General features: G+C 63.8%; 18 protein-coding genes. 10 read left to right on the top strand and 8 right to left on the bottom strand.

Going from position 1 to position 17442, the window contains the following annotated elements; all coding sequences use genetic code 11:
- Positions 1-4: 4 nt before the first annotated feature.
- The 3 genes from ACN0X6_RS20875 to ACN0X6_RS20865 are packed head-to-tail and all read right to left on the bottom strand — an operon-like array spanning position 5 to position 2270.
- On the bottom strand, positions 5-901 hold the full coding sequence (locus tag ACN0X6_RS20875) for a S66 peptidase family protein (RefSeq protein ID WP_417706924.1): 897 nt from the start codon (positions 899-901) through the stop codon (positions 5-7).
- Positions 898-1803, bottom strand: coding sequence for a 30S ribosomal protein S6--L-glutamate ligase (gene rimK, locus ACN0X6_RS20870; RefSeq protein WP_160018953.1), 906 nt, complete (start codon positions 1801-1803; stop codon positions 898-900). The genes ACN0X6_RS20875 and rimK overlap by 4 nt, the downstream gene beginning before the upstream one ends.
- Positions 1800-2270, bottom strand: a complete 471-nt coding sequence (locus tag ACN0X6_RS20865; protein ID WP_417706921.1) for an ATP-dependent zinc protease — start codon at positions 2268-2270, stop codon at positions 1800-1802. The genes rimK and ACN0X6_RS20865 overlap by 4 nt, the downstream gene beginning before the upstream one ends.
- Before the next feature lie 147 nt (positions 2271-2417).
- Between ACN0X6_RS20865 and ACN0X6_RS20860 the strand changes: the two genes are divergently transcribed.
- From ACN0X6_RS20860 to ACN0X6_RS20850, 3 genes are read left to right on the top strand one after another with little or no spacing between them, the layout of a single operon-like run.
- Complete coding sequence (locus ACN0X6_RS20860; protein ID WP_417706919.1) at positions 2418-2735, top strand: metalloregulator ArsR/SmtB family transcription factor; 318 nt, start codon at positions 2418-2420, stop codon at positions 2733-2735.
- A gap of 24 nt (positions 2736-2759) precedes the next feature.
- Complete coding sequence (locus ACN0X6_RS20855; RefSeq protein WP_417706918.1) at positions 2760-3737, top strand: acyl-CoA desaturase; 978 nt, start codon at positions 2760-2762, stop codon at positions 3735-3737.
- On the top strand, positions 3734-4165 hold the full coding sequence (locus ACN0X6_RS20850) for an RNA-binding S4 domain-containing protein (RefSeq protein ID WP_417706916.1): 432 nt from the start codon (positions 3734-3736) through the stop codon (positions 4163-4165). The genes ACN0X6_RS20855 and ACN0X6_RS20850 overlap by 4 nt, the downstream gene beginning before the upstream one ends.
- A gap of 163 nt (positions 4166-4328) precedes the next feature.
- Here the strand turns inward: ACN0X6_RS20850 and ACN0X6_RS20845 are convergent, their stop codons facing one another.
- Positions 4329-5123 carry a phosphatase PAP2 family protein gene (locus tag ACN0X6_RS20845; protein ID WP_417706915.1) on the bottom strand — a complete coding sequence of 265 codons (795 nt, stop codon included), beginning with the start codon at positions 5121-5123 and terminating at the stop codon, positions 4329-4331.
- A 216-nt stretch (positions 5124-5339) separates the two neighbouring features.
- Between ACN0X6_RS20845 and hslO the strand changes: the two genes are divergently transcribed.
- From hslO to ACN0X6_RS20825, 4 genes are all read left to right on the top strand, one after another.
- Positions 5340-6227: an Hsp33 family molecular chaperone HslO gene (hslO, locus tag ACN0X6_RS20840; RefSeq protein ID WP_417706913.1), complete on the top strand. Its 888-nt coding sequence runs from the start codon at positions 5340-5342 to the stop codon at positions 6225-6227.
- A gap of 157 nt (positions 6228-6384) precedes the next feature.
- A complete protein-coding gene (locus ACN0X6_RS20835) occupies positions 6385-7926 on the top strand; it encodes a phosphoenolpyruvate carboxykinase (protein ID WP_417706912.1) in 1542 nt (513 codons plus the stop codon).
- A 332-nt stretch (positions 7927-8258) separates the two neighbouring features.
- Positions 8259-10190 (top strand): RecQ family ATP-dependent DNA helicase, encoded by a 1932-nt coding sequence (locus ACN0X6_RS20830; protein ID WP_417706910.1) that lies wholly within the window; start codon positions 8259-8261, stop codon positions 10188-10190.
- A gap of 117 nt (positions 10191-10307) precedes the next feature.
- A complete protein-coding gene (locus tag ACN0X6_RS20825; RefSeq protein WP_417706908.1) occupies positions 10308-10823 on the top strand; it encodes an REP-associated tyrosine transposase in 516 nt (171 codons plus the stop codon).
- Between the two features lie 72 nt (positions 10824-10895).
- Here the strand turns inward: ACN0X6_RS20825 and ACN0X6_RS20820 are convergent, their stop codons facing one another.
- Genes ACN0X6_RS20820 through ACN0X6_RS20805 form a run of 4 tightly spaced genes read right to left on the bottom strand, consistent with a single transcriptional unit; the run spans position 10896 to position 14328 of the window.
- On the bottom strand, positions 10896-11492 hold the full coding sequence (locus tag ACN0X6_RS20820) for an ABC-type transport auxiliary lipoprotein family protein (RefSeq protein WP_417706906.1): 597 nt from the start codon (positions 11490-11492) through the stop codon (positions 10896-10898).
- Positions 11489-12406 (bottom strand): MlaD family protein, encoded by a 918-nt coding sequence (locus ACN0X6_RS20815; protein WP_417706905.1) that lies wholly within the window; start codon positions 12404-12406, stop codon positions 11489-11491. The genes ACN0X6_RS20820 and ACN0X6_RS20815 overlap by 4 nt, the downstream gene beginning before the upstream one ends.
- On the bottom strand, positions 12407-13192 hold the full coding sequence (locus ACN0X6_RS20810) for an ABC transporter ATP-binding protein (RefSeq protein ID WP_417706903.1): 786 nt from the start codon (positions 13190-13192) through the stop codon (positions 12407-12409).
- Entirely contained in the window at positions 13189-14328 is a 1140-nt protein-coding gene (locus ACN0X6_RS20805; protein ID WP_417706901.1) for an MlaE family lipid ABC transporter permease subunit, read from the bottom strand. Before ACN0X6_RS20805 ends, ACN0X6_RS20810 begins: the two co-directional genes overlap by 4 nt.
- Before the next feature lie 157 nt (positions 14329-14485).
- Here ACN0X6_RS20805 and ACN0X6_RS20800 point away from each other — a divergent pair, with 157 nt between their 5' ends.
- The 3 genes from ACN0X6_RS20800 to ACN0X6_RS20790 all read left to right on the top strand — a co-directional run bounded on the left by ACN0X6_RS20800 (position 14486) and on the right by ACN0X6_RS20790 (position 17442).
- The gene (locus ACN0X6_RS20800; RefSeq protein ID WP_417706899.1) at positions 14486-15973 is read left to right on the top strand and encodes a flavin-containing monooxygenase; all 1488 of its coding nucleotides are present in this window, start codon (positions 14486-14488) and stop codon (positions 15971-15973) included.
- A gap of 145 nt (positions 15974-16118) precedes the next feature.
- Positions 16119-16286 carry a hypothetical protein gene (locus tag ACN0X6_RS20795; protein WP_021487710.1) on the top strand — a complete coding sequence of 56 codons (168 nt, stop codon included), beginning with the start codon at positions 16119-16121 and terminating at the stop codon, positions 16284-16286.
- A gap of 235 nt (positions 16287-16521) precedes the next feature.
- Positions 16522-17442 (top strand): aldo/keto reductase, encoded by a 921-nt coding sequence (locus tag ACN0X6_RS20790; RefSeq protein ID WP_417706897.1) that lies wholly within the window; start codon positions 16522-16524, stop codon positions 17440-17442.

Below are 17442 nucleotides of genomic sequence, written 5' to 3'. Positions count from 1 at the left end.
CGCGTTACCAGCTCAGGCTGCCGCCGCCCAGGCGCGCCTGCTGGCCATAAGGCCAGGGATAATTGCTGTCGCCATGGCCGCTGGGCAGTTCGCCGTACAGCGCGATGCCCAGCGGCGCGAGGTATTCACCGATGATCTGTTCCAGGCTGTGGTGCACGCCGCGCCGTGGACAGTCGGTGAAACTGCCCAGGCACACCGCGCGTGGCCGCTTCCCGGCGAAGCTGTGCAGCAGTTGCCAGAAACTGCGCTCAAGGCGGTAGTAGGGCTCGCCGACGTCCTCCAGGATCAGGATCGAATCTTGCGCCAGGCGCAGCTCGGCATGGGTGCCGCAGACGCTGGCCAGGGCCGTCAGGTTGCCGCCCTGCAAGGTGCCCTCGATGGCATGCTGCGGGCCGCTTATATGGCGCAGCGGCAACTGCCGGTGCTGGCCCTTGAGCAGGCTCCATAGCGCCTGCATCGAGGCCAGGCGTTCCCGCTGACCACCGGGCGCTGACAGAGCCAGATGGCCGAGCGCCGTGGCCACCGGCCCATGAATGGCTGGCAGCCCCCGTTGCGCAAAGGCCTCGAGCAGAATCGACAGATCGGAGAAACCGATCAGCGGGCGCGGGCTGGCCTGGCGCAGCAGCGCCCAGTCGATATCCGCCACCAGCTGCGCGCAGCCGTAGCCGCCGCGCAGGCACCAGACGGCGCTGATATCCGCCAGGGCGAAGGCCTGGTGCAGATCGTCCAGGCGTTGCTCCGGCGTGCCGGCCAGGTAGCGATGGCGGGCGCGCACGTGCTGACCCAGGTGGTAGCGGATGCCCAGCACGTCGAGCTGCGCCAGGGTCGCCTCGAGCACGTCTTCGGCGATGGCAGAGGCTGGCGCGATCAGCGCCAGGCGGCCGTCGAACACTGGGCTCATCCGCGGCCCTTGGTGCGGGTCTGGCCGGGTTCGGCGTTCTTTTCCAGGTACTGGATGATCATCCCGGCGACGTCCTTGCCGGTGGTGGTCTCGATGCCCTCCAGGCCGGGCGAGGAGTTCACCTCCATCACCAGCGGGCCGTGGTTGGAGCGCAGGATGTCCACCCCGGCGACGTTCAGGCCCATCACGCGGGCCGCGCGCACGGCGGTCATGCGCTCTTCCGGGGTGATCTTGATCAGGCTGGCGCTGCCGCCGCGATGCAGGTTGGAGCGGAACTCGCCGGACTTGGCCTGGCGCTTCATCGCCGCGATCACCTTGTCACCAACCACGAAGCAGCGAATGTCGGCACCGCCGGCTTCCTGGATGTACTCCTGGACCATGATGTCCTGCTTGAGGCCGAGGAAGGCCTCGATCACCGACTCGGCCGCCTTGTGCGTTTCGGCCAGGACCACGCCTATGCCCTGGGTGCCTTCCAGCACCTTGATCACCAGCGGCGCGCCACCGACCATCTGGATCAGGTCGGGAATGTCGTCCGGGGAGTGGGCGAAGCCGGTCACCGGCAGGCCGATGCCCTTGCGCGACAACAGTTGCAGGGCACGCAGCTTGTCGCGCGAGCGGCTGATGGCCACCGACTCGTTGAGCGGGTAGACGCCCATCATCTCGAACTGGCGCAACACCGCGCAGCCATAGAACGTCACCGAAGCACCGATGCGCGGAATCACCGCATCGAAGCCCTCCAGCGCCTGGCCGCGATAATGGATCTGCGGTTTGTGGCTGGCGATGTTCATGTAGGCGCGCAGGGTGTCGATCACCTGCATCTCATGGCCCTGCTGCTGACCGGCCTCCACCAGACGGCGAGTGGAATACAGACGCGGGTTGCGCGACAGCACGGCGATCTTCATTGGGCACCTGGAAGGGACGAGGAGAGTGAGGGTTTGTCCTGCACATAGCTGAGTGCCGGATTGACCACCAGTTGGCCGGTGATCAGCGCCTTGGAACCGAGTAGTACGCGATAACGCATGGTCTTGCGGCAGGCCAGGGTGAACTCGACCGGCCACAGGCGATCGCCGAGGGCCAGGTGCGTGCGGATCACGTAGCGGCTCTGCGCCTGGCCATTGGAGCTCTTGATGCGTTTCACCGAGACCATCTGCGCCTCGCAGCGATGGCGGCGTTGCACCTGGGTACCGAGGTAGGCGGTGAAACGCACCCAGTCCTCGCCGTCCTTCTGGAACGTCTGGATATCGCTGGCGTGCAGGCTCGAGGTGCTGGCTCCGGTGTCGATCTTGGCGCGCAAGCCGATGATGCCGAGCTCGGGCAGATTGATCCACTCACGCAAGCCGATCACGCTGAGCTGGTCGAAAGTCTTCAAGGCGGCGTTCCAGGGTATTTGGATGGGCATTCTAGACAGGGCGTATGACAACCGCACCTGCCCACATGTTTTTTGCTTGATTCAGTTGTCACCTTTTTCTTTTAGGCATATAAGCAATTAACTAAATTGTTAATTATGGTGGCGCGAATGGACGCTAATCGGATTTTTGAGGCGCTGGCTTCAACGCCGCGTAGGCAGATACTGGCCTATCTCTCCGCGCAGGAGCTGACAGCGGGGGAAATTGCCAGTCGCTTCGAGATGAGTGCCCCTGCTATTTCCCGTCATTTGTCTGTACTGACGACAGCCGGATTGGTCGTAAGCGAGCGACGTGGGCAGTTCGTGGCTTACCGGCTTAACCCCGAGAGTTTGCTGAATACCCTGCTCGGTTTTGCTTTTGAGGTCTGCCCGACGGGCGGGCAACTCAAGCGCGAGTCTGAGGCGCAGGCCAAGAAAGCGTCTGAATGAGCCGGTGTCCCGGCGGAGGAACATATGGATATATTTCCGCAGAGCCTGAAAGATCACCGAGTCCAGTTGGGTGCGGACGTCGAGAACGGTGAGGTTCATTGGGAGCCGATACGTTCGCTCTGGTTCAGCACGATGGCCCTGGGAGCCTTGGTTGGCGGTACGCTGACATTCAGTTGGTCTGCATTTGTGCTGTTTGTGGTGACGACTGCTTTCGTCTTGCTGTGCGGGCATTCGTTGGGCATGCACCGAAAGCTCATCCACGAAAGCTTTCAGTGCCCCAAGTGGTTGGAATACTTCCTGGTCTATTGCGGCGTGCTGGTGGGGCTTAGCGGACCACTCGGTCTGCTGCGTACCCATGATTTGCGCGACTATGCCCAGCGGCAGAAGGCGTGCCACGATTTCTTTGGCCATCGGCGTTCGCCGTTGGTGGATGCCTGGTGGCAATTGCATTGTGAATTGCGCCTGAGACGGCCACCGGACATTCTGGTTGAGGCACGGGTCGAGGAGGACCCGGTTTATCGTTTCCTGCAGAAAACCTGGATGCTTCAGCAACTGCCCTGGGCTCTTCTGTTCTTTGCTATCGGTGGCTGGGGTTGGGTGTTCTGGGGTGTCTGCGCCCGAGTCACCGCTGGGGTATTTGGTCATTGGCTGATTGGGCATTTCGCCCACCGCCATGGTGACCAGGCGCATATCGTGGAAGGTGCGAGCGTGCAGGGTTACAACGTGCCTTTCGCTGTCCTGCTGACAATGGGCGAATGTTGGCATAACAACCACCACGCGTTCCCAGGGTCTGCAAAACTGGGGTTGTATGAGGGCGAGTGGGACCCGGGATGGTGGGTGCTTTTGGTGCTTCAGCGAATGGGGCTGGTGTGGAACTTGAAAACACCCGCCGACCTGCCTGTACGTGAAGAGTTGCGCCATGTTCACCGCCGTTGCAGGTGTGAATGTGGGGGACGGGCGGGCAGGCATGAAGCGATGGTTATGGAGTTGAAAGAGCATTGAGCGAAAAAGACGACGACAAGATCCGCCTGGACAAATGGCTGTGGGCGGCACGCTTCTTCAAGACGCGCGCCCTGTGCAAGGCCGCCATAGAAGGTGGCAAGGTCCATCATCGTGGCGAGCGCTGCAAGCCGGGCAAGGAGCCGAGGATCGGCGACGAATACGTGCTGCGCACCGGTTTCGACGAACGCACCGTGGTCGTGCTGGCATTATCCAGCGTCCGCCGTGGTGCGCCCGAGGCGCAACTGCTGTATCGCGAGACGGAAGAAAGCATCGCTCGCCGCGAGCAGGCTGCTGCGATGCGCAAGGCTGGCGCCGTGGGGATGCAGACCGACGGCCGGCCGAGCAAGAAGCAGCGGCGGCAGATCCATCAGTTCAACGAACAGCAAGAAGGTGGCCTGCGCCATCCCTGGGCGGATGAGGACGAATAGCGTTACCTCGCCGTAGGCTGTGCTGTGCGCACCGAAACTTCGCCGACCGCTGTTGGTGCGCACGGCGCACCCTACGGCCGGCGGGTGCAGCGCGCTTGCCAAGCCCGGATGAAATCCGGGAAATCACACCGACCATTCCCGGATAGCATTCAGGTGACCTCTTTCAGCGTCCGCTGACGATGCTCAGGCGCCCCAGCAGTGGCAGCTTGGCCAGGCGCGAGGTGATCGGCAGGGTGATCTTCTCCAGCCATTCGCTGGCGTGATGACCCAGGGGGGTGTAGCAACCCCAGGCCAGAGCCAGCAGGCTGAGGAGTACGCCGCCGACTAAGGCATCCGCTCCCCAGTGGGCGCCGGCCACCAGGCGCGGCAGTATGCCGATCAGAGTGATTGCCCAGACCAGCAGCAGGCGCCAGCCACGGGCAAAGAAACTCATGAAATAGGCCCAGATCAGCAGCACCGAGGCGTGATCACCGGGAAAGCTGCGACTGGCGCTGTCCTTGAGGTTCCAGCGTTCTTCCCAGGCGGGGAACATCTCGGTCAGGCGGGCGCTGCCTTCTACCACCAGCGACGGGCTGGCGTGCTGCCAGCCCATGTACTCGACCAGGTCGGAAAACAGCACACGCATCAGCAGCATCACCGTCAGGGCGACCAGAAAGGCGAACAAGGCCCGGCGCACCTGATGGCCTTGGAAGACCAGGCCGGCCTTGAGCATCACCGCCAACATCACCACGCCGACACCCAGATCCACCGGGCGCATGCTGCCGATTGCCCAGATCTTGGCCCACAGGCCGGCGGCGTGTACCGGGTCGTTGAGCAGCTTGAACAGCCACAGATCGAAGGCGTCCCACAACTCGCGTGTGGGCTGCCACAGCCAGCTGACGAGCAGTGCGATGGCCAGGACATGGCAGACCAGCATGGCGCGTAGGTGCCAGTGGCGATTGATGAACGTGCTCGACATGGAAAATCCCTTTGCAGTTTTATGACAGGCCAACCCCAGGCGCGCGGATGATAGGCAGTGCGGGTGGCAGTGCAAGGGCGGCCGAGCGCTCGTTCAGTCGAGGTTCAGGGCCTGGCTTGTGCCGTGTGAGCAGACGCACATGACGGTCGGGCCTTGGTTGTGATGGCGTTTGTGCATAAAATCGCCAGCCTTTTTACAGACCCTGGGCCAGCCGCCATGAACGACTTCAGTCAACGCTTTCTCTTCGACGACACCGACGTGCGGGGCGAAATGGTCGCGTTGCGCGAAAGCTACGCTCATGTGCTGGCCAAGCACGCCTACCCGCAGCCAGTGGCGCAACTGCTTGGCGAGATGATGGCCGCCGCCGCCCTGCTGGTCGGTACCCTCAAGTTCGATGGCCTGCTGGTGCTGCAGGCGCGCGCCGAAGGCCCGCTGTCGCTGTTGATGGTGGAATGCTCCAGCGCACGTGAACTGCGCGGTATCGCCCGCTATGAAGCCGAGCAGATCGGCGCCGATGCCGACCTGCAAAGCCTGATGCCCAATGGCGTGCTGGCGATCACCATCGATCCGACCCGGGGCCAGCGTTACCAGGGCATCGTCGACCTGGATGGCGTCGACCTGGCCGAGTGCCTGTCCAACTACTTCGCCAGCTCCGAGCAGTTGCCGACGCGCTTCTGGCTCAAGGCCGACGGCCAGCGTGCGCGCGGCCTGCTGTTGCAACAGCTGCCGCCGCATCACCAGATCGAGCCCGAGGCGCGCGCCGAGAGCTGGAACCACGTGCTGACCCTGGCCGACACCCTGAGCGCCGAAGAGCTGCTCGGCCTGGACAACCCGACCCTGCTGCATCGTCTCTACCACGAAGACAACGTGCGCCTGTTCGACGAGCAGCCGCTGGAGTTTCGCTGCAGTTGCTCGCGCGAGCGCTCGGCCAGCGCCTTGGCCAGCCTCGGTCAGGCCGATGCCGAGCTGCTGCTGGCCGAGCAGGGTGGCAGCGTGGTGATCGATTGCCAGTTCTGTAACGAGCGTTATGCATTCGACGCTGCCGATATCGCCCAGCTGTTCGCCGGGGCTGGCAGCGAGGCACCGTCGCATACACGACATTGATGAACTTTTCTGAACGATAGCCGTTCTCTATCAGATCGGAGGATGCCAAGCAGTTCGCTTTTCTGGCATACTCCCGCGACTTTTTTACCGTGTAGTGCAGTTGCCCCTGCACTACACAACGTTCGGAAGACTCGGCCAGTGGCCGACGGGGACCCTCATGACGCAAGCCAACAACGCCGTGTACACCGACATCAGCGCCGCGCAACTGGTCGAAGAAGCCATTCGCCGTGGTGAAGGGGAACTGGCCGCCAATGGCGCGCTGGTCGTACGTACTGGTCATCGCACTGGCCGCTCGCCGGCTGATCGCTTCATCGTTCAGGAGCCGAGCACCGAGGCGCAGATCGCCTGGGGCGCCATCAACCGTCCGTTCCCGGCCGACAAGTTCGACGCCCTGTGGGATCGCGTCGCCGCGTTCAACGACGCCCAGGAGCACTTCGTCTCCCACGTTCACGTCGGTTCTGCCGAAGAGCATTACCTGCCGGTCAAGATGACCACCGCGACCGCCTGGCAGAACCTGTTCGGCCGTCAGCTGTTCATCAACCCGACCACCTACAACCAGGCTGGCAAGGCCGAGTGGCAGATCCTCAACGTCGCCAACTTCGAGTGCGTGCCTGAGCGTGACGGCACCAACTCCGACGGCTGCGTGATCATCAACTTCGCTGCCAAGAAAGTGCTGATCGCCGGCATGCGCTACGCCGGTGAAATGAAGAAAGCCATGTTCTCCGTGCAGAACTTCCTGCTGCCGGAAAAAGACGTGCTGCCGATGCACTGCGCCGCCAACATCGGCGAAGAAGGCGATGTCACCCTGTTCTTCGGCCTGTCCGGCACCGGCAAGACCACCCTGTCCGCCGACGAGTCGCGTTACCTGATCGGTGACGACGAGCACGGCTGGGGCGAAGGTGTGGTGTTCAACGTCGAAGGCGGCTGCTACGCCAAGTGCATCGACCTGTCCGAGAAGAACGAGCCGGTGATCTGGAAAGCCATCCAGTTCGGTACCGTGCTGGAAAACGTCGTGCTCGACGAGCAGCGCGTTCCCGATTACGCCGACGACAGCCTGACCCAGAACAGCCGCGCCGCCTACCCGCTGGAGTACGTCGAGAAGCGCAGCGAGAAGAACCTGGGCGGCGAGCCGAACGCCGTGATCTTCCTGACCTGCGACCTGACTGGCGTGCTGCCGCCGGTGTCGATCCTCAACAACGAGCAGGCGGCCTACCACTTCCTGTCCGGCTACACCGCGCTGGTCGGTTCCACTGAAATGGGCTCGGGCGGCGGCATCAAGTCGACCTTCTCCACCTGCTTCGGTGCACCGTTCTTCCCGCGTCCGGCCGGCGTTTACGCCGAGCTGCTGATCAAGCGCATCAATGCCTTCGGCTCCAAGGTCTACCTGGTCAATACCGGCTGGACCGGTGGTGGCTACGGCGTCGGCAAGCGTTTCAACATCCCCACCACCCGTGGTGTGATCGCCGCCATCCAGAGCGGCGCGCTGATCGGTGCCGAGACCGAGCACCTGCCGATCATCAACCTGGATGTGCCCAAGTCGGTTCCGGGCGTCGAGACCAACCTGCTCAACCCGCGCAACACCTGGGCTGACAAGAATGCCTACGACGAAGCTGCCAAGGGGCTGGCCAAGTTGTTCATCGACAACTTCCAGAAGTTCGATGTCAGCGACGCCATCAAGAACGCCGGCCCGCAGCTGTAAGCTGAGCCCTGCTCTCTGACAAAGCCGCCTTCGGGCGGCTTTGTCATGTGTGGGCGTGGTGGCCGCGTAGCCCGGATGCAATCCGGGATGGCCGGTGACCCTTCCTGGATTGCATCCGGGCTTGTACAGCGGAGTAGGGCGTACTCGCCGAAGGCAGTACGCCATTGGTGCGCCAGGTGCAGGTTGCGATGCCGAACCTGGCAGGGCCGGCGGGCTGTTCGCTGGCGCTCCTGAGCCCGCCCTACGCACTGCAATACGTTGGTGCGCATGGCGCACCCTACCTAACCGCGTTATGGTCATGGGCCATTCGGCGGTCAATGGAGTGACAGCGCATGTCCACCCTCAAACGTGTCTTCGGTTTCGATCACCTGCGTCCCGGTCAGGAAGCGGTGATCAGTGCCGTGCTCGCCGGTCGTTCGGCGGCGGCGATCTTCCCCACCGGCTCCGGCAAGTCGCTGTGCTACCAGTTGCCGGCCTTGCACCTGCCACACCTGACAGTGGTCATTTCGCCGCTGCTGGCACTGATGCAGGACCAGCTGGCCTTCCTGCATGCCCATGGCATCGCGGCGGCGAGCATCGATTCGGCGCAGAGCCGCGAGCAGGCCGCCGAGGTGATGAATCGCGCGCGCAGCGGCGAACTGAAGATCCTGATGATCTCGGTGGAACGCCTGAAGAACGAGCGTTTTCGCAATTTCATCGCTCAGGTGCCGATTTCCCTGCTGGTGGTTGACGAGGCGCACTGCATTTCCGAGTGGGGCCACAACTTTCGCCCGGACTACCTCAAGCTGCCCGACTATCAGCGTCAGTTCGGCATTGCTCAGGTGTTGTTGCTCACTGCCACGGCCACGCCGAAAGTTATCGCCGACATGCGCGAGAAATTCGCCATCGCCGAGCCGGACGTGGTCACCACCGGCTTTTACCGCGCCAACCTCAACCTGCTGGTCGAGCCAGTGCCTGGCGGCGCCAAGTTGCAGCGTCTGCAGCAATGGCTGGCGCCGCGTCGCAGCCAGGCGAGCATCGTCTACGTCACTCAGCAGAAAACCGCCGAGCAGGTCGCCGAGCGCCTGGCGCGAGACGGTCTGGCGGTGAGCGCCTACCACGCCGGCATGGCACATGAGGCACGCGAGTCGATTCAGCGGCGCTTCATGGCTGGCGAGCTGCAATGCATCGTCGCCACCATCGCCTTCGGCATGGGCATCGACAAGCGCGACATTCGCAACGTGGTGCACTTCGACCTGCCCAAGTCGGTGGAGAACTACAGCCAGGAAATCGGTCGCGCCGGCCGTGACGGTCAGGCCTCGGACTGCCTGGTGCTGGCCAGCCGCGACGGGCTCAGCGTGCTGGAGAACTTCGTCTATGGCGATACGCCGGAGCTCGACGGGATTCTTGCCGTGCTCACCGACCTGCGTGCGGTCGGCACGGGCGGGCAATGGGAGCTGATGCTCGGGCAACTGTCGGAGCTGAGCAATATCCGCGCGCTGCCGCTCAAGACCCTGCTGGTGCAGCTTGAACTGCGCGGCATCATCGCGCCACGCTACGCCTACTTCGCCGAGTACCGCTTCAAGCTGTTGCTGGACGACGCGGCGTTGCTGGCGCAGTTCGAGGGCGAGCGACGTCAGTTCGTCGAGGCCATCCTGGCCAGCTCGCGGCGTGCGAGGACCTGGAACACCCTGGATTTCGATGTGCTGTATCGCGACCATGGCGCCGAGCGCGCGCGGGTGGTCAAGGCGCTGGATTACTTCCAGGAGAAGGGCTGGCTGGAGCTGGAAAGCAAGCAGATGACCGAGGTCTATGCCGTGCTCGATGGCGGTTTCGAGGTCGAAGCCCTGGCCAATGATCTGCACGCACACTTCCGCGCCCATGAAGCCAGCGAGATCGCCCGTATCCAGGCCATGCTCGCGCTGTTCGAGAGCCGCGAATGCCTGAGCCGGCGCCTGGCGCTGTATTTCGGCGATGCGCAGGCGCCCGAGCGCTGTGGGCACTGTTCGGTGTGTCGAGGACAGGTCGCCACGTTGCCACAACCGCCCGAATTGCCCTCTCTGCAAGGCCGCGATGCGCAGGCGCTGTGCGCCGCCTTCGTCGAGAAGCACCAGCAGCACGCGGGCCACAGGCCGAGCCGCGAGTGCCTGACGCGCTTTCTCTGCGGCGTGACCACACCGTTGTTGACCAAGCTCAAGGCGCGCCAGCTGGCCGGCTTTGCCGCGCTGGAGGATTACCCCTACGCCGAGGTGCGTGCCTGGCTTGCGGCAACCGGGGGCGATTGATCAGTTCGGTGAGGGTAGGGTAGGACATGGCGAAGCCTTGTCCACCGCTTGGGGCTGGCGGACAAGCCTTCGGCATGTCCGCCCTACGATTTCTCCGCATACACAAGGAATGTGGCTATGCCGAATTACTGGCGAGTTTGGATTACGGACGGGTCTTATTTCTTTACCGTCAATCTGCAGGATCGCCAGAGCGATCTGTTGATTCGCGAGATCGATTTGCTACGGCATGCCGTGGCTACCACCAAGGAGCGCCATCCTTTCACTATCGATGCCTGGGTGGTTTTACCGGAACATATGCACTGCCTGTGGACATTGCCGCCTGGCGACAGCAATTTCGCCAAGCGCTGGATGGTGATCAAACAACTTTTCTGTCGAGGTTTGCCCGTGAGGCATGAGCCAGGTCCGCGACGTGAGCGGGGCATCTGGCAGCGGCGCTATTGGGAGCATCTGATCAGGGATCAAGAGGATTGGAATCGACATTTCGACTACATCCACATCAATCCGCTTAAACATGGCTGGGTTGAGCGTGTGCGGGACTGGCCATATTCCAGCTTTCATCGTGCTGTACGCGAAGGCTCGTATTCGCTGGATTGGGCGGGAGATAGCGAGTTGAGGGTGCCAGGCGGTGATTGAGATCGTTGGCAAGTGGCGGACAAGCCTTCGGCATGTCCACCCTACGGTTGCTAGCCCTGTCCTCCGTTCGGTTCAGCGGCTGCGTTGCCCTTCGGCCAGCGTCCAGTCCACCAGCTCGCGGGACAATCGATCCCCCGCCTGGCCGAACGCAGCCACCACGGAGGCAACCGAGGTATCACCCGCCGGCTGGCTGACGCTGAAGCGGCGGCTGGCGAGGATACGCTGGTCGCGTGCATCGACCAGGCGTGCATCGAGCTGGATCAGCGCCTCGGGAATGCCGTCGCGATACTGGCTATGGAAGCTGCGCAGGTCGCTGACCAGTTCCAGATCGGCCTGCAGGCGCTGCTCCTCGTTGCTCAGCGCCTGAATCCGCCCGTCGTCGTGGAAGGCATCGAGCAGGCGGCCGCGCAGCAGCTGCGGCGTGCGCTCGCTCCAGCGCACCCCCTGATAGGTGTTGACCCGACCCGGCTCGGGCAGCACGACGATGCGCGTACCGTCGAGCAACTGGTTGCTGACCGGGCTGTTCACCCGCAGCGACCAGCCGACGCGCTGGGTTTGCGCCGGCAGGGCGGCGCCCGGCAGCAGGTAGATATCCAGTGGTTCGCTCTGCGGCAGGATCGAGCAGGCGCCGAGCAGGCCGGCGGCCAGCAGCAGGGACAGGCGCTTCATGGTTGGAACTCCTTGATGCTGTCGTTACGCAGCAGGTAGCCGGTGGGGTCCTGCTCCAGGCGACGGGAGAAGCCGCGCAGGGCGCCGAGGGTGTCGCGCAGTTCGCTGATGGCGGGGCCGAGCTCGCCGACGCCCTGCATGCCACTGTCCAGTGCGCTGCGGTTGCTCTGTAGCAGCTCCTCGATGGTGCGACTGCTGCGCTCCAGCGAGACCATCAGGCGTTCGGCGCTTTCCAGCACCTGGCTACCCTGGTTGTCGAGCAGTTGATTGGCGTTCTGCATCAACGCGGCGGCTTCACGCGTGGCGGCACTGGTCTGGCGCAGCGCTTCGCCCAGCTCGTCACGCTGGTCGGCGATGCCGGCGGTGGCCTGCTCCAGATTCTCTAGGGTGCGTGATACGCGCTCGGCGTTCTCGCGCGAGAGCATGCGGTTTGCGCGGTGGAGCAGGCGAGTGATGTTGAGCACCAGGTCTTCGCCGTTGGCCATCAGCCGCGACAGTGGCGAGCGGTCGGCGATGATGATTCCCGGCTCGCCATCCTTGCCCTTGAGCGGCGGGCTTTCCGGACTGCCGCTGTACAGCTGGATCACGGCCAGGCCGGTGATGCCGGTGATCGCCAGGCGGGCGCGGGTGTCCTGCTTGATGGGTGTGTTGCCGACGATGCGGATGCGCGCCCGCACGGTACGCGGATCGTCGGGATCCAGGCCAAGGCTGATCACGTCACCGACCTTGATGCCGCTGTATTGAACGGCGCTGCCCTGCGACAGCCCGGTGACCGCTTCGTTGAAGATCACTTCGTAGTCGGTGACGGCACGATCGGCCCCGGTCTTGTTCAGCCAGAGGCCGAACAGCAGCGCAGCGCTCACCGTGAGTACGGTGAATAAGCCGATGAGCACGTGATGGGCTCTGGGTTCCATTCATTGACTCCCTGCCGCCGCAGCGGTCTGTGCGGCTGCGCGTCCACGCGGGCCGTGAAAATATTCCTGAATCCAGGCATCGTCGGTGGCGGCCACCACGTCCAGGCGGTCGGCCACCAGCACCTTCTTCTGGGCCAGCACCGCGACCCGGTCGCAGATGCTGTAGAGCGTATCCAGGTCATGAGTGACCAGAAATACACTCAGGCCCAGGCTGTCGCTGAGGGTGCGGATCAACTGGTCGAAGGCCGCCGCGCCAATCGGGTCGAGGCCGGCGGTGGGTTCGTCGAGAAACAGGATGTCCGGGTCCAGTGCCAGGGCGCGGGCCAGTGCCGCGCGCTTGACCATGCCGCCGGACAGCGAGCTGGGGTATTTGTCGGCAGCATCCTGCGGCAGGCCGGCGAGGGCGATCTTGACCCTGGCCAGGCGTTCGGCTGCTGCGCGCGTCAGACCGGCGTGCTCGATCAGTGGCAGGGCGATGTTCTCGCTGACGGTCAGCGAGGAGAACAGCGCGCCGCGCTGGTACAGCACGCCGAAGCGCCGCTCCAGCTGCGAGCGCCGCTCGGCTGGCAGGCTCAGCAGCTCTTCGCCGAACACCCGCACGGTGCCGGCATTGGGTTGGCGCAGGCCGACGATGCTGCGCAGCAGCACGGACTTGCCGGTGCCCGAGCCGCCGACCACGCCGAGGATTTCGCCGCGATAGAGGTCGAAGTTCAGATGCTGATGCACCACCTGTGTGCCGAACTGGTTGCACAGGTCGCGTACCTCGATGACGGTTGCCTGACTCACCAGCCCATCTCCATCAGGAACAATGCCGCCAGGGCGTCGAGCAGGATGACGACGAAGATCGACTGCACTACCGCCGAGGTGGTGTGCTCGCCCACCGATTGTGCGCTGCCGCTGACCTTGAAGCCTTCCAGGCAGCCGATCAGGGCGATCAGGAACGCGAAGATCGGGGCCTTGAGCAGGCCGACGAGCAAGTGCTGCAGCAAGTCGCTGTCCTGCAGGATCGACAGGTACATGGTCGGCGAGATATCCAGGCTCAGTGCACAGACCAGCGCGCCGCCGAGCATGCCGCTGAGCATGGCGATGAAGGTCAGGATCGGCAGGGCGATGAGCATGGCGAACACCCGCGGCAGCACCAGCAGTTCGACCGGGCTCAGGCCGAGGGTGCGGATGGCGTCGATTTCCTCGTTGGCCTTCATCGAACCTATCTGTGCGGTGAAGGCGCTGGCGGTGCGCCCGGCCATGAGAATGGCGGTGAGCAGCACACCGAATTCGCGCAGGAAGGAGAACGCGACTAGGTTAACCGTGTAGATGCTGGCACCGAAGTCGGCGAGGATGGTGGCGCCGAGAAAGGCCACCACGGCGCCGACCAGGAAGGTCAGCAGCGCGACGATGGGCACGGCGTTAAGCCCGCATTGCTCCAGATGGACCGCCAGTGAGGTCAGGCGCCAACGTGCCGGGCGTATCAGTATCGCCAGCATGCTGGTCAGGGTCAGGCCCATGAACCCGAGCAGCGCACGGCCCTGGCACCACAGGCTTTCGACCACTTCGCCGATATGCCCGAGTACCTCGCGCAGTGCCGAAGGCGTGGCGTGTTCCTGCACCGGCGCAGTGCCTGCCATGGCGTCTGCCACTGCCAGCAACAGGGCGCGGCGCTCGGTGCTCAGGGTGTCCTGTTGCGCCAGTTGGCGCAGGCGTTCGCTACCCAGCAGTTCCACCAGCAGCGCAGCGCCGGCGGTATCCAGCGCGGCGAGTTCGTCGAGGTCGATGCGTTCCTGGCCGTGCAGGCGTTCGCGCAGGGCCAGGACCTGAGGTTCGAGTCGGCTGTAATGGGCCAGCGTCCAGTCGCCACCGATGCGCAGTCCGTTGGCGGCATCCGTGCTGCTGGTCTGGAGCGGGGTCAGGTATGGCGTGGTCATGGCGACAGCTTAGCGCTGCCGGGGCCCGGCAAGCCAGTCGCATTGGCCAGACTGTGTCGGAAGCACGGTGGGCGAGCCGTTCGGCCACACTAACGATCGAATGACGAGCGCATGGACTAAGGTGATGCTCATTGCCCGAGTTGCGTGAGCGTGCGCCATGTCCGTGGAACATCTTGATGTCCTGATCATCGGTGCCGGCCTTTCCGGTGTCGGCGCCGCCTGCCATCTGCAGCGCCATTGCGCGGGCAAGCGCTTGGCCATTCTCGAAGGCCGAGAAGCACTCGGTGGTACCTGGGATCTGTTTCGTTATCCGGGTATCCGCTCCGACTCGGACATGTACACCCTCGGCTACAACTTCAAGCCCTGGAGCGACCCGCAGGCCATTGCCGACGGCCCTTCGATCCGCCGCTACATCGAGGAAACCGCAGGTGAACATGGCGTCGATGGGCTGATTCGCTATCGGCACAAGGTGCTCAACGCGGATTGGTGCAGTGCCAGCGCCACCTGGCAGTTGCTGGTGCAGCGCGGCGACGAGGACGAACCGCTGCGTCTGAGCTGCCAGTTCCTGATGATGTGCACCGGCTACTACCGCTATGAGGCCGGCTACACCCCCGAGTTCGTTGGACGCGAGGATTACCGGGGCACGTTCATTCATCCGCAGCTGTGGCCCGAGGGCTTCGATTACAGCGGCAAGCGCATCCTGGTGATCGGCAGCGGCGCCACCGCCGTGACCCTGGTACCGGCACTGGCCGAGCGCGCGGCGCAGGTCACCATGCTGCAGCGTTCGCCCAGCTACGTGATCAACCTGCCGCAGCGCGATGCGCTGTCCAACGCACTGCGGCGGGTATTGCCGGAAACCTGGGTATATCGCCTGGCGCGCGGGCGCAACGTGACCCTGCAGCTGGTGTTCTACAAACTGGCCAGGCGCTTTCCGAACCTGGTGCGGCGGGTCCTGCTGGGGCTGGTGCGGCGGCAACTGGGTGAACGGGTCGATCTGCGCCATTTCAGCCCCCGCTACAAGCCCTGGGACCAGCGCGTCTGTGCGGTGCCCGACGGTGATCTGTTCCGCGTGCTGCGCCAGGGCAAGGCGCAGGTGGTGACCGACGAGATCGAGCGCTTCACCGCTCAGGGCATCCGCCTGAAAAGCGGCGAGGAGCTGGCTGCCGACGTGATCGTCAGCGCCACCGGTCTGCAGTTGCAGTTGTTCGGTGGCATCGCCGTGAGTATCGATGGCACGCCCTTCGAGGCACCGAAAAGCATGGGCTATCGCGGCATCATGCTGCGTGATCTGCCCAATCTGGCGGTGGTGATGGGCTACACCAATGCCAGCTGGACGCTCAAGGCCGATCTTTCCAGCGAGTACTTCTGCCGCCTGATCCGCCACATGGACGCCATCGGCATGCGTCAGGTAACCCCGCGCGACACCGACGGTCTGGCGCGGCCGGAGCCGTTTCTCGATCTGCAGTCGGGCTATATCGAGCGGGCTTCACACCTGCTGCCGGCGCAGGGTGATCGGGTGCCCTGGAAGTTGCATCAGAACTATCTCTTCGATCTGGCGCAGCTGCGTTACGGCAATCTCGAGGACGATCATCTGGTGTTTTCCGCCCCTCAGGGCGAGCAGCAAGGCGTGTTGGCGCAGCCCTGATCCAGCGCTGGCTATAGCGAATGTCCTACAAAAAGTTGCACAATCGCGCCGCTTTCTTTCCTGGCATTGCGCCACTACCATTTTGCGATATGTGTCACGGATGAGCCAGTGGTTGCAGCGTCACCCATCACCTGAGGAGTCGGCCATGAAGGAACAGCGCCACCTGCCCGCACTGCGGGCCCATATCGAGCAGTTATTGAGCAAAGGCTGGGTCATCGCCAGTCGCAGCCCCATGACGCTACGCAACGGCAGCCGCTGCTATCTGGTGTCCCACGGCATGCTGATCAGCGAGTCCGCCACGCGCGCGGCCTGACAACCGTTTCCCGACCGCTGCGCCGTTATCCCGCCTGGCGCAGCGGCGTTTTTGGTTACCGGATATTGCGTCCGCAGCCTGCTGCATTTCCCCTCTCTCTCCCGTCATAGCCGGGCTGCAGGTGTTTCACCGGCCTGTTCCGTTACCCCGATACCTGACAGCAGCGGCTGTAACCTCTTGGTCTGAGCGTGGTCAGTGCCTATAACCAACCGGTCACTGTCAGAGGAGCCACGCCATGCCCAGTCGTCGTCGATTCCTGCACGGTAGCGCCAGCCTGGCGGCATTGGCCGCCCTGATGCCCTGGTTGCCATCATCCGCCTTCGCTTCCGGCACCTTGCTGAGTCGGGCGATTCCCAGCAGTGGTGAACTGCTGCCGGTGATCGGTCTGGGTACGTCGCGCACCCACGATGTGGCGATGACCGATGAGGCGCTACAGCCCTTGCGCGAGGTGCTGCAGGCGCTGGTCAACGGTGGCGCCAGTCTGGTGGATACCGCGCCCAGTTACGGGCGAGCCGAGGCCGTGTGTGGTGCGTTGGCTGCAGAGGGCGACATGCGCAAGAAGCTGTTCCTGGCCAGCAAGGTGTCCTCCTCCGGGCGCGCGGCAGGTGAGCGGCAGGTCGAGGCCAGCTTCGCAGCGCTCAAGACCGACACCATCGACCTGATGCAGGTGCACAACCTGCAGGACACCAGCACTCAACTGGGTCTGCTGCGCGAGCTGAAGGAACAGGGCCGGGTACGCTACATCGGCGTGACGCATTATCTCGATTCCGCCCATGAACGCCTGCTCGAGGTGTTGCGCCGGGAGCCGGTGGATTTCGTCCAGTTCAACTACTCCATCGGCGAGCGCAACGCCGAGCGCGAGCTGTTGCCCTTCTGCGCCGACAAGGGCATCGCGGTACTGATCAATCGGCCCTTCCAGCGCGCGGCACTGTTCGATCGGGTCAAGGGAAAGAACCTTCCCGACTGGGCTGCGGTGGAGCTGGATGTCACCTCCTGGGCCCAACTGATGCTCAAGTTCATTCTCGCCAATCCGGCGGTGACGGCGGTGATTCCGGCCACCTCCAACCCGCGTTACATGGCCGACAACATCCTCGCCGGTCAGGGCCGCCTGCCTGACGCGGCGCAGCGCCAGCGCATCATCGAGTTGTTCGCCTGA

The organism is Pseudomonas sp., from assembly GCF_048269965.1.
In the GTDB taxonomy this organism is placed as follows: Bacteria; Pseudomonadota; Gammaproteobacteria; order Pseudomonadales; family Pseudomonadaceae; genus Aquipseudomonas.
This window is presented reverse-complemented; position numbering and strand designations above follow the sequence as displayed.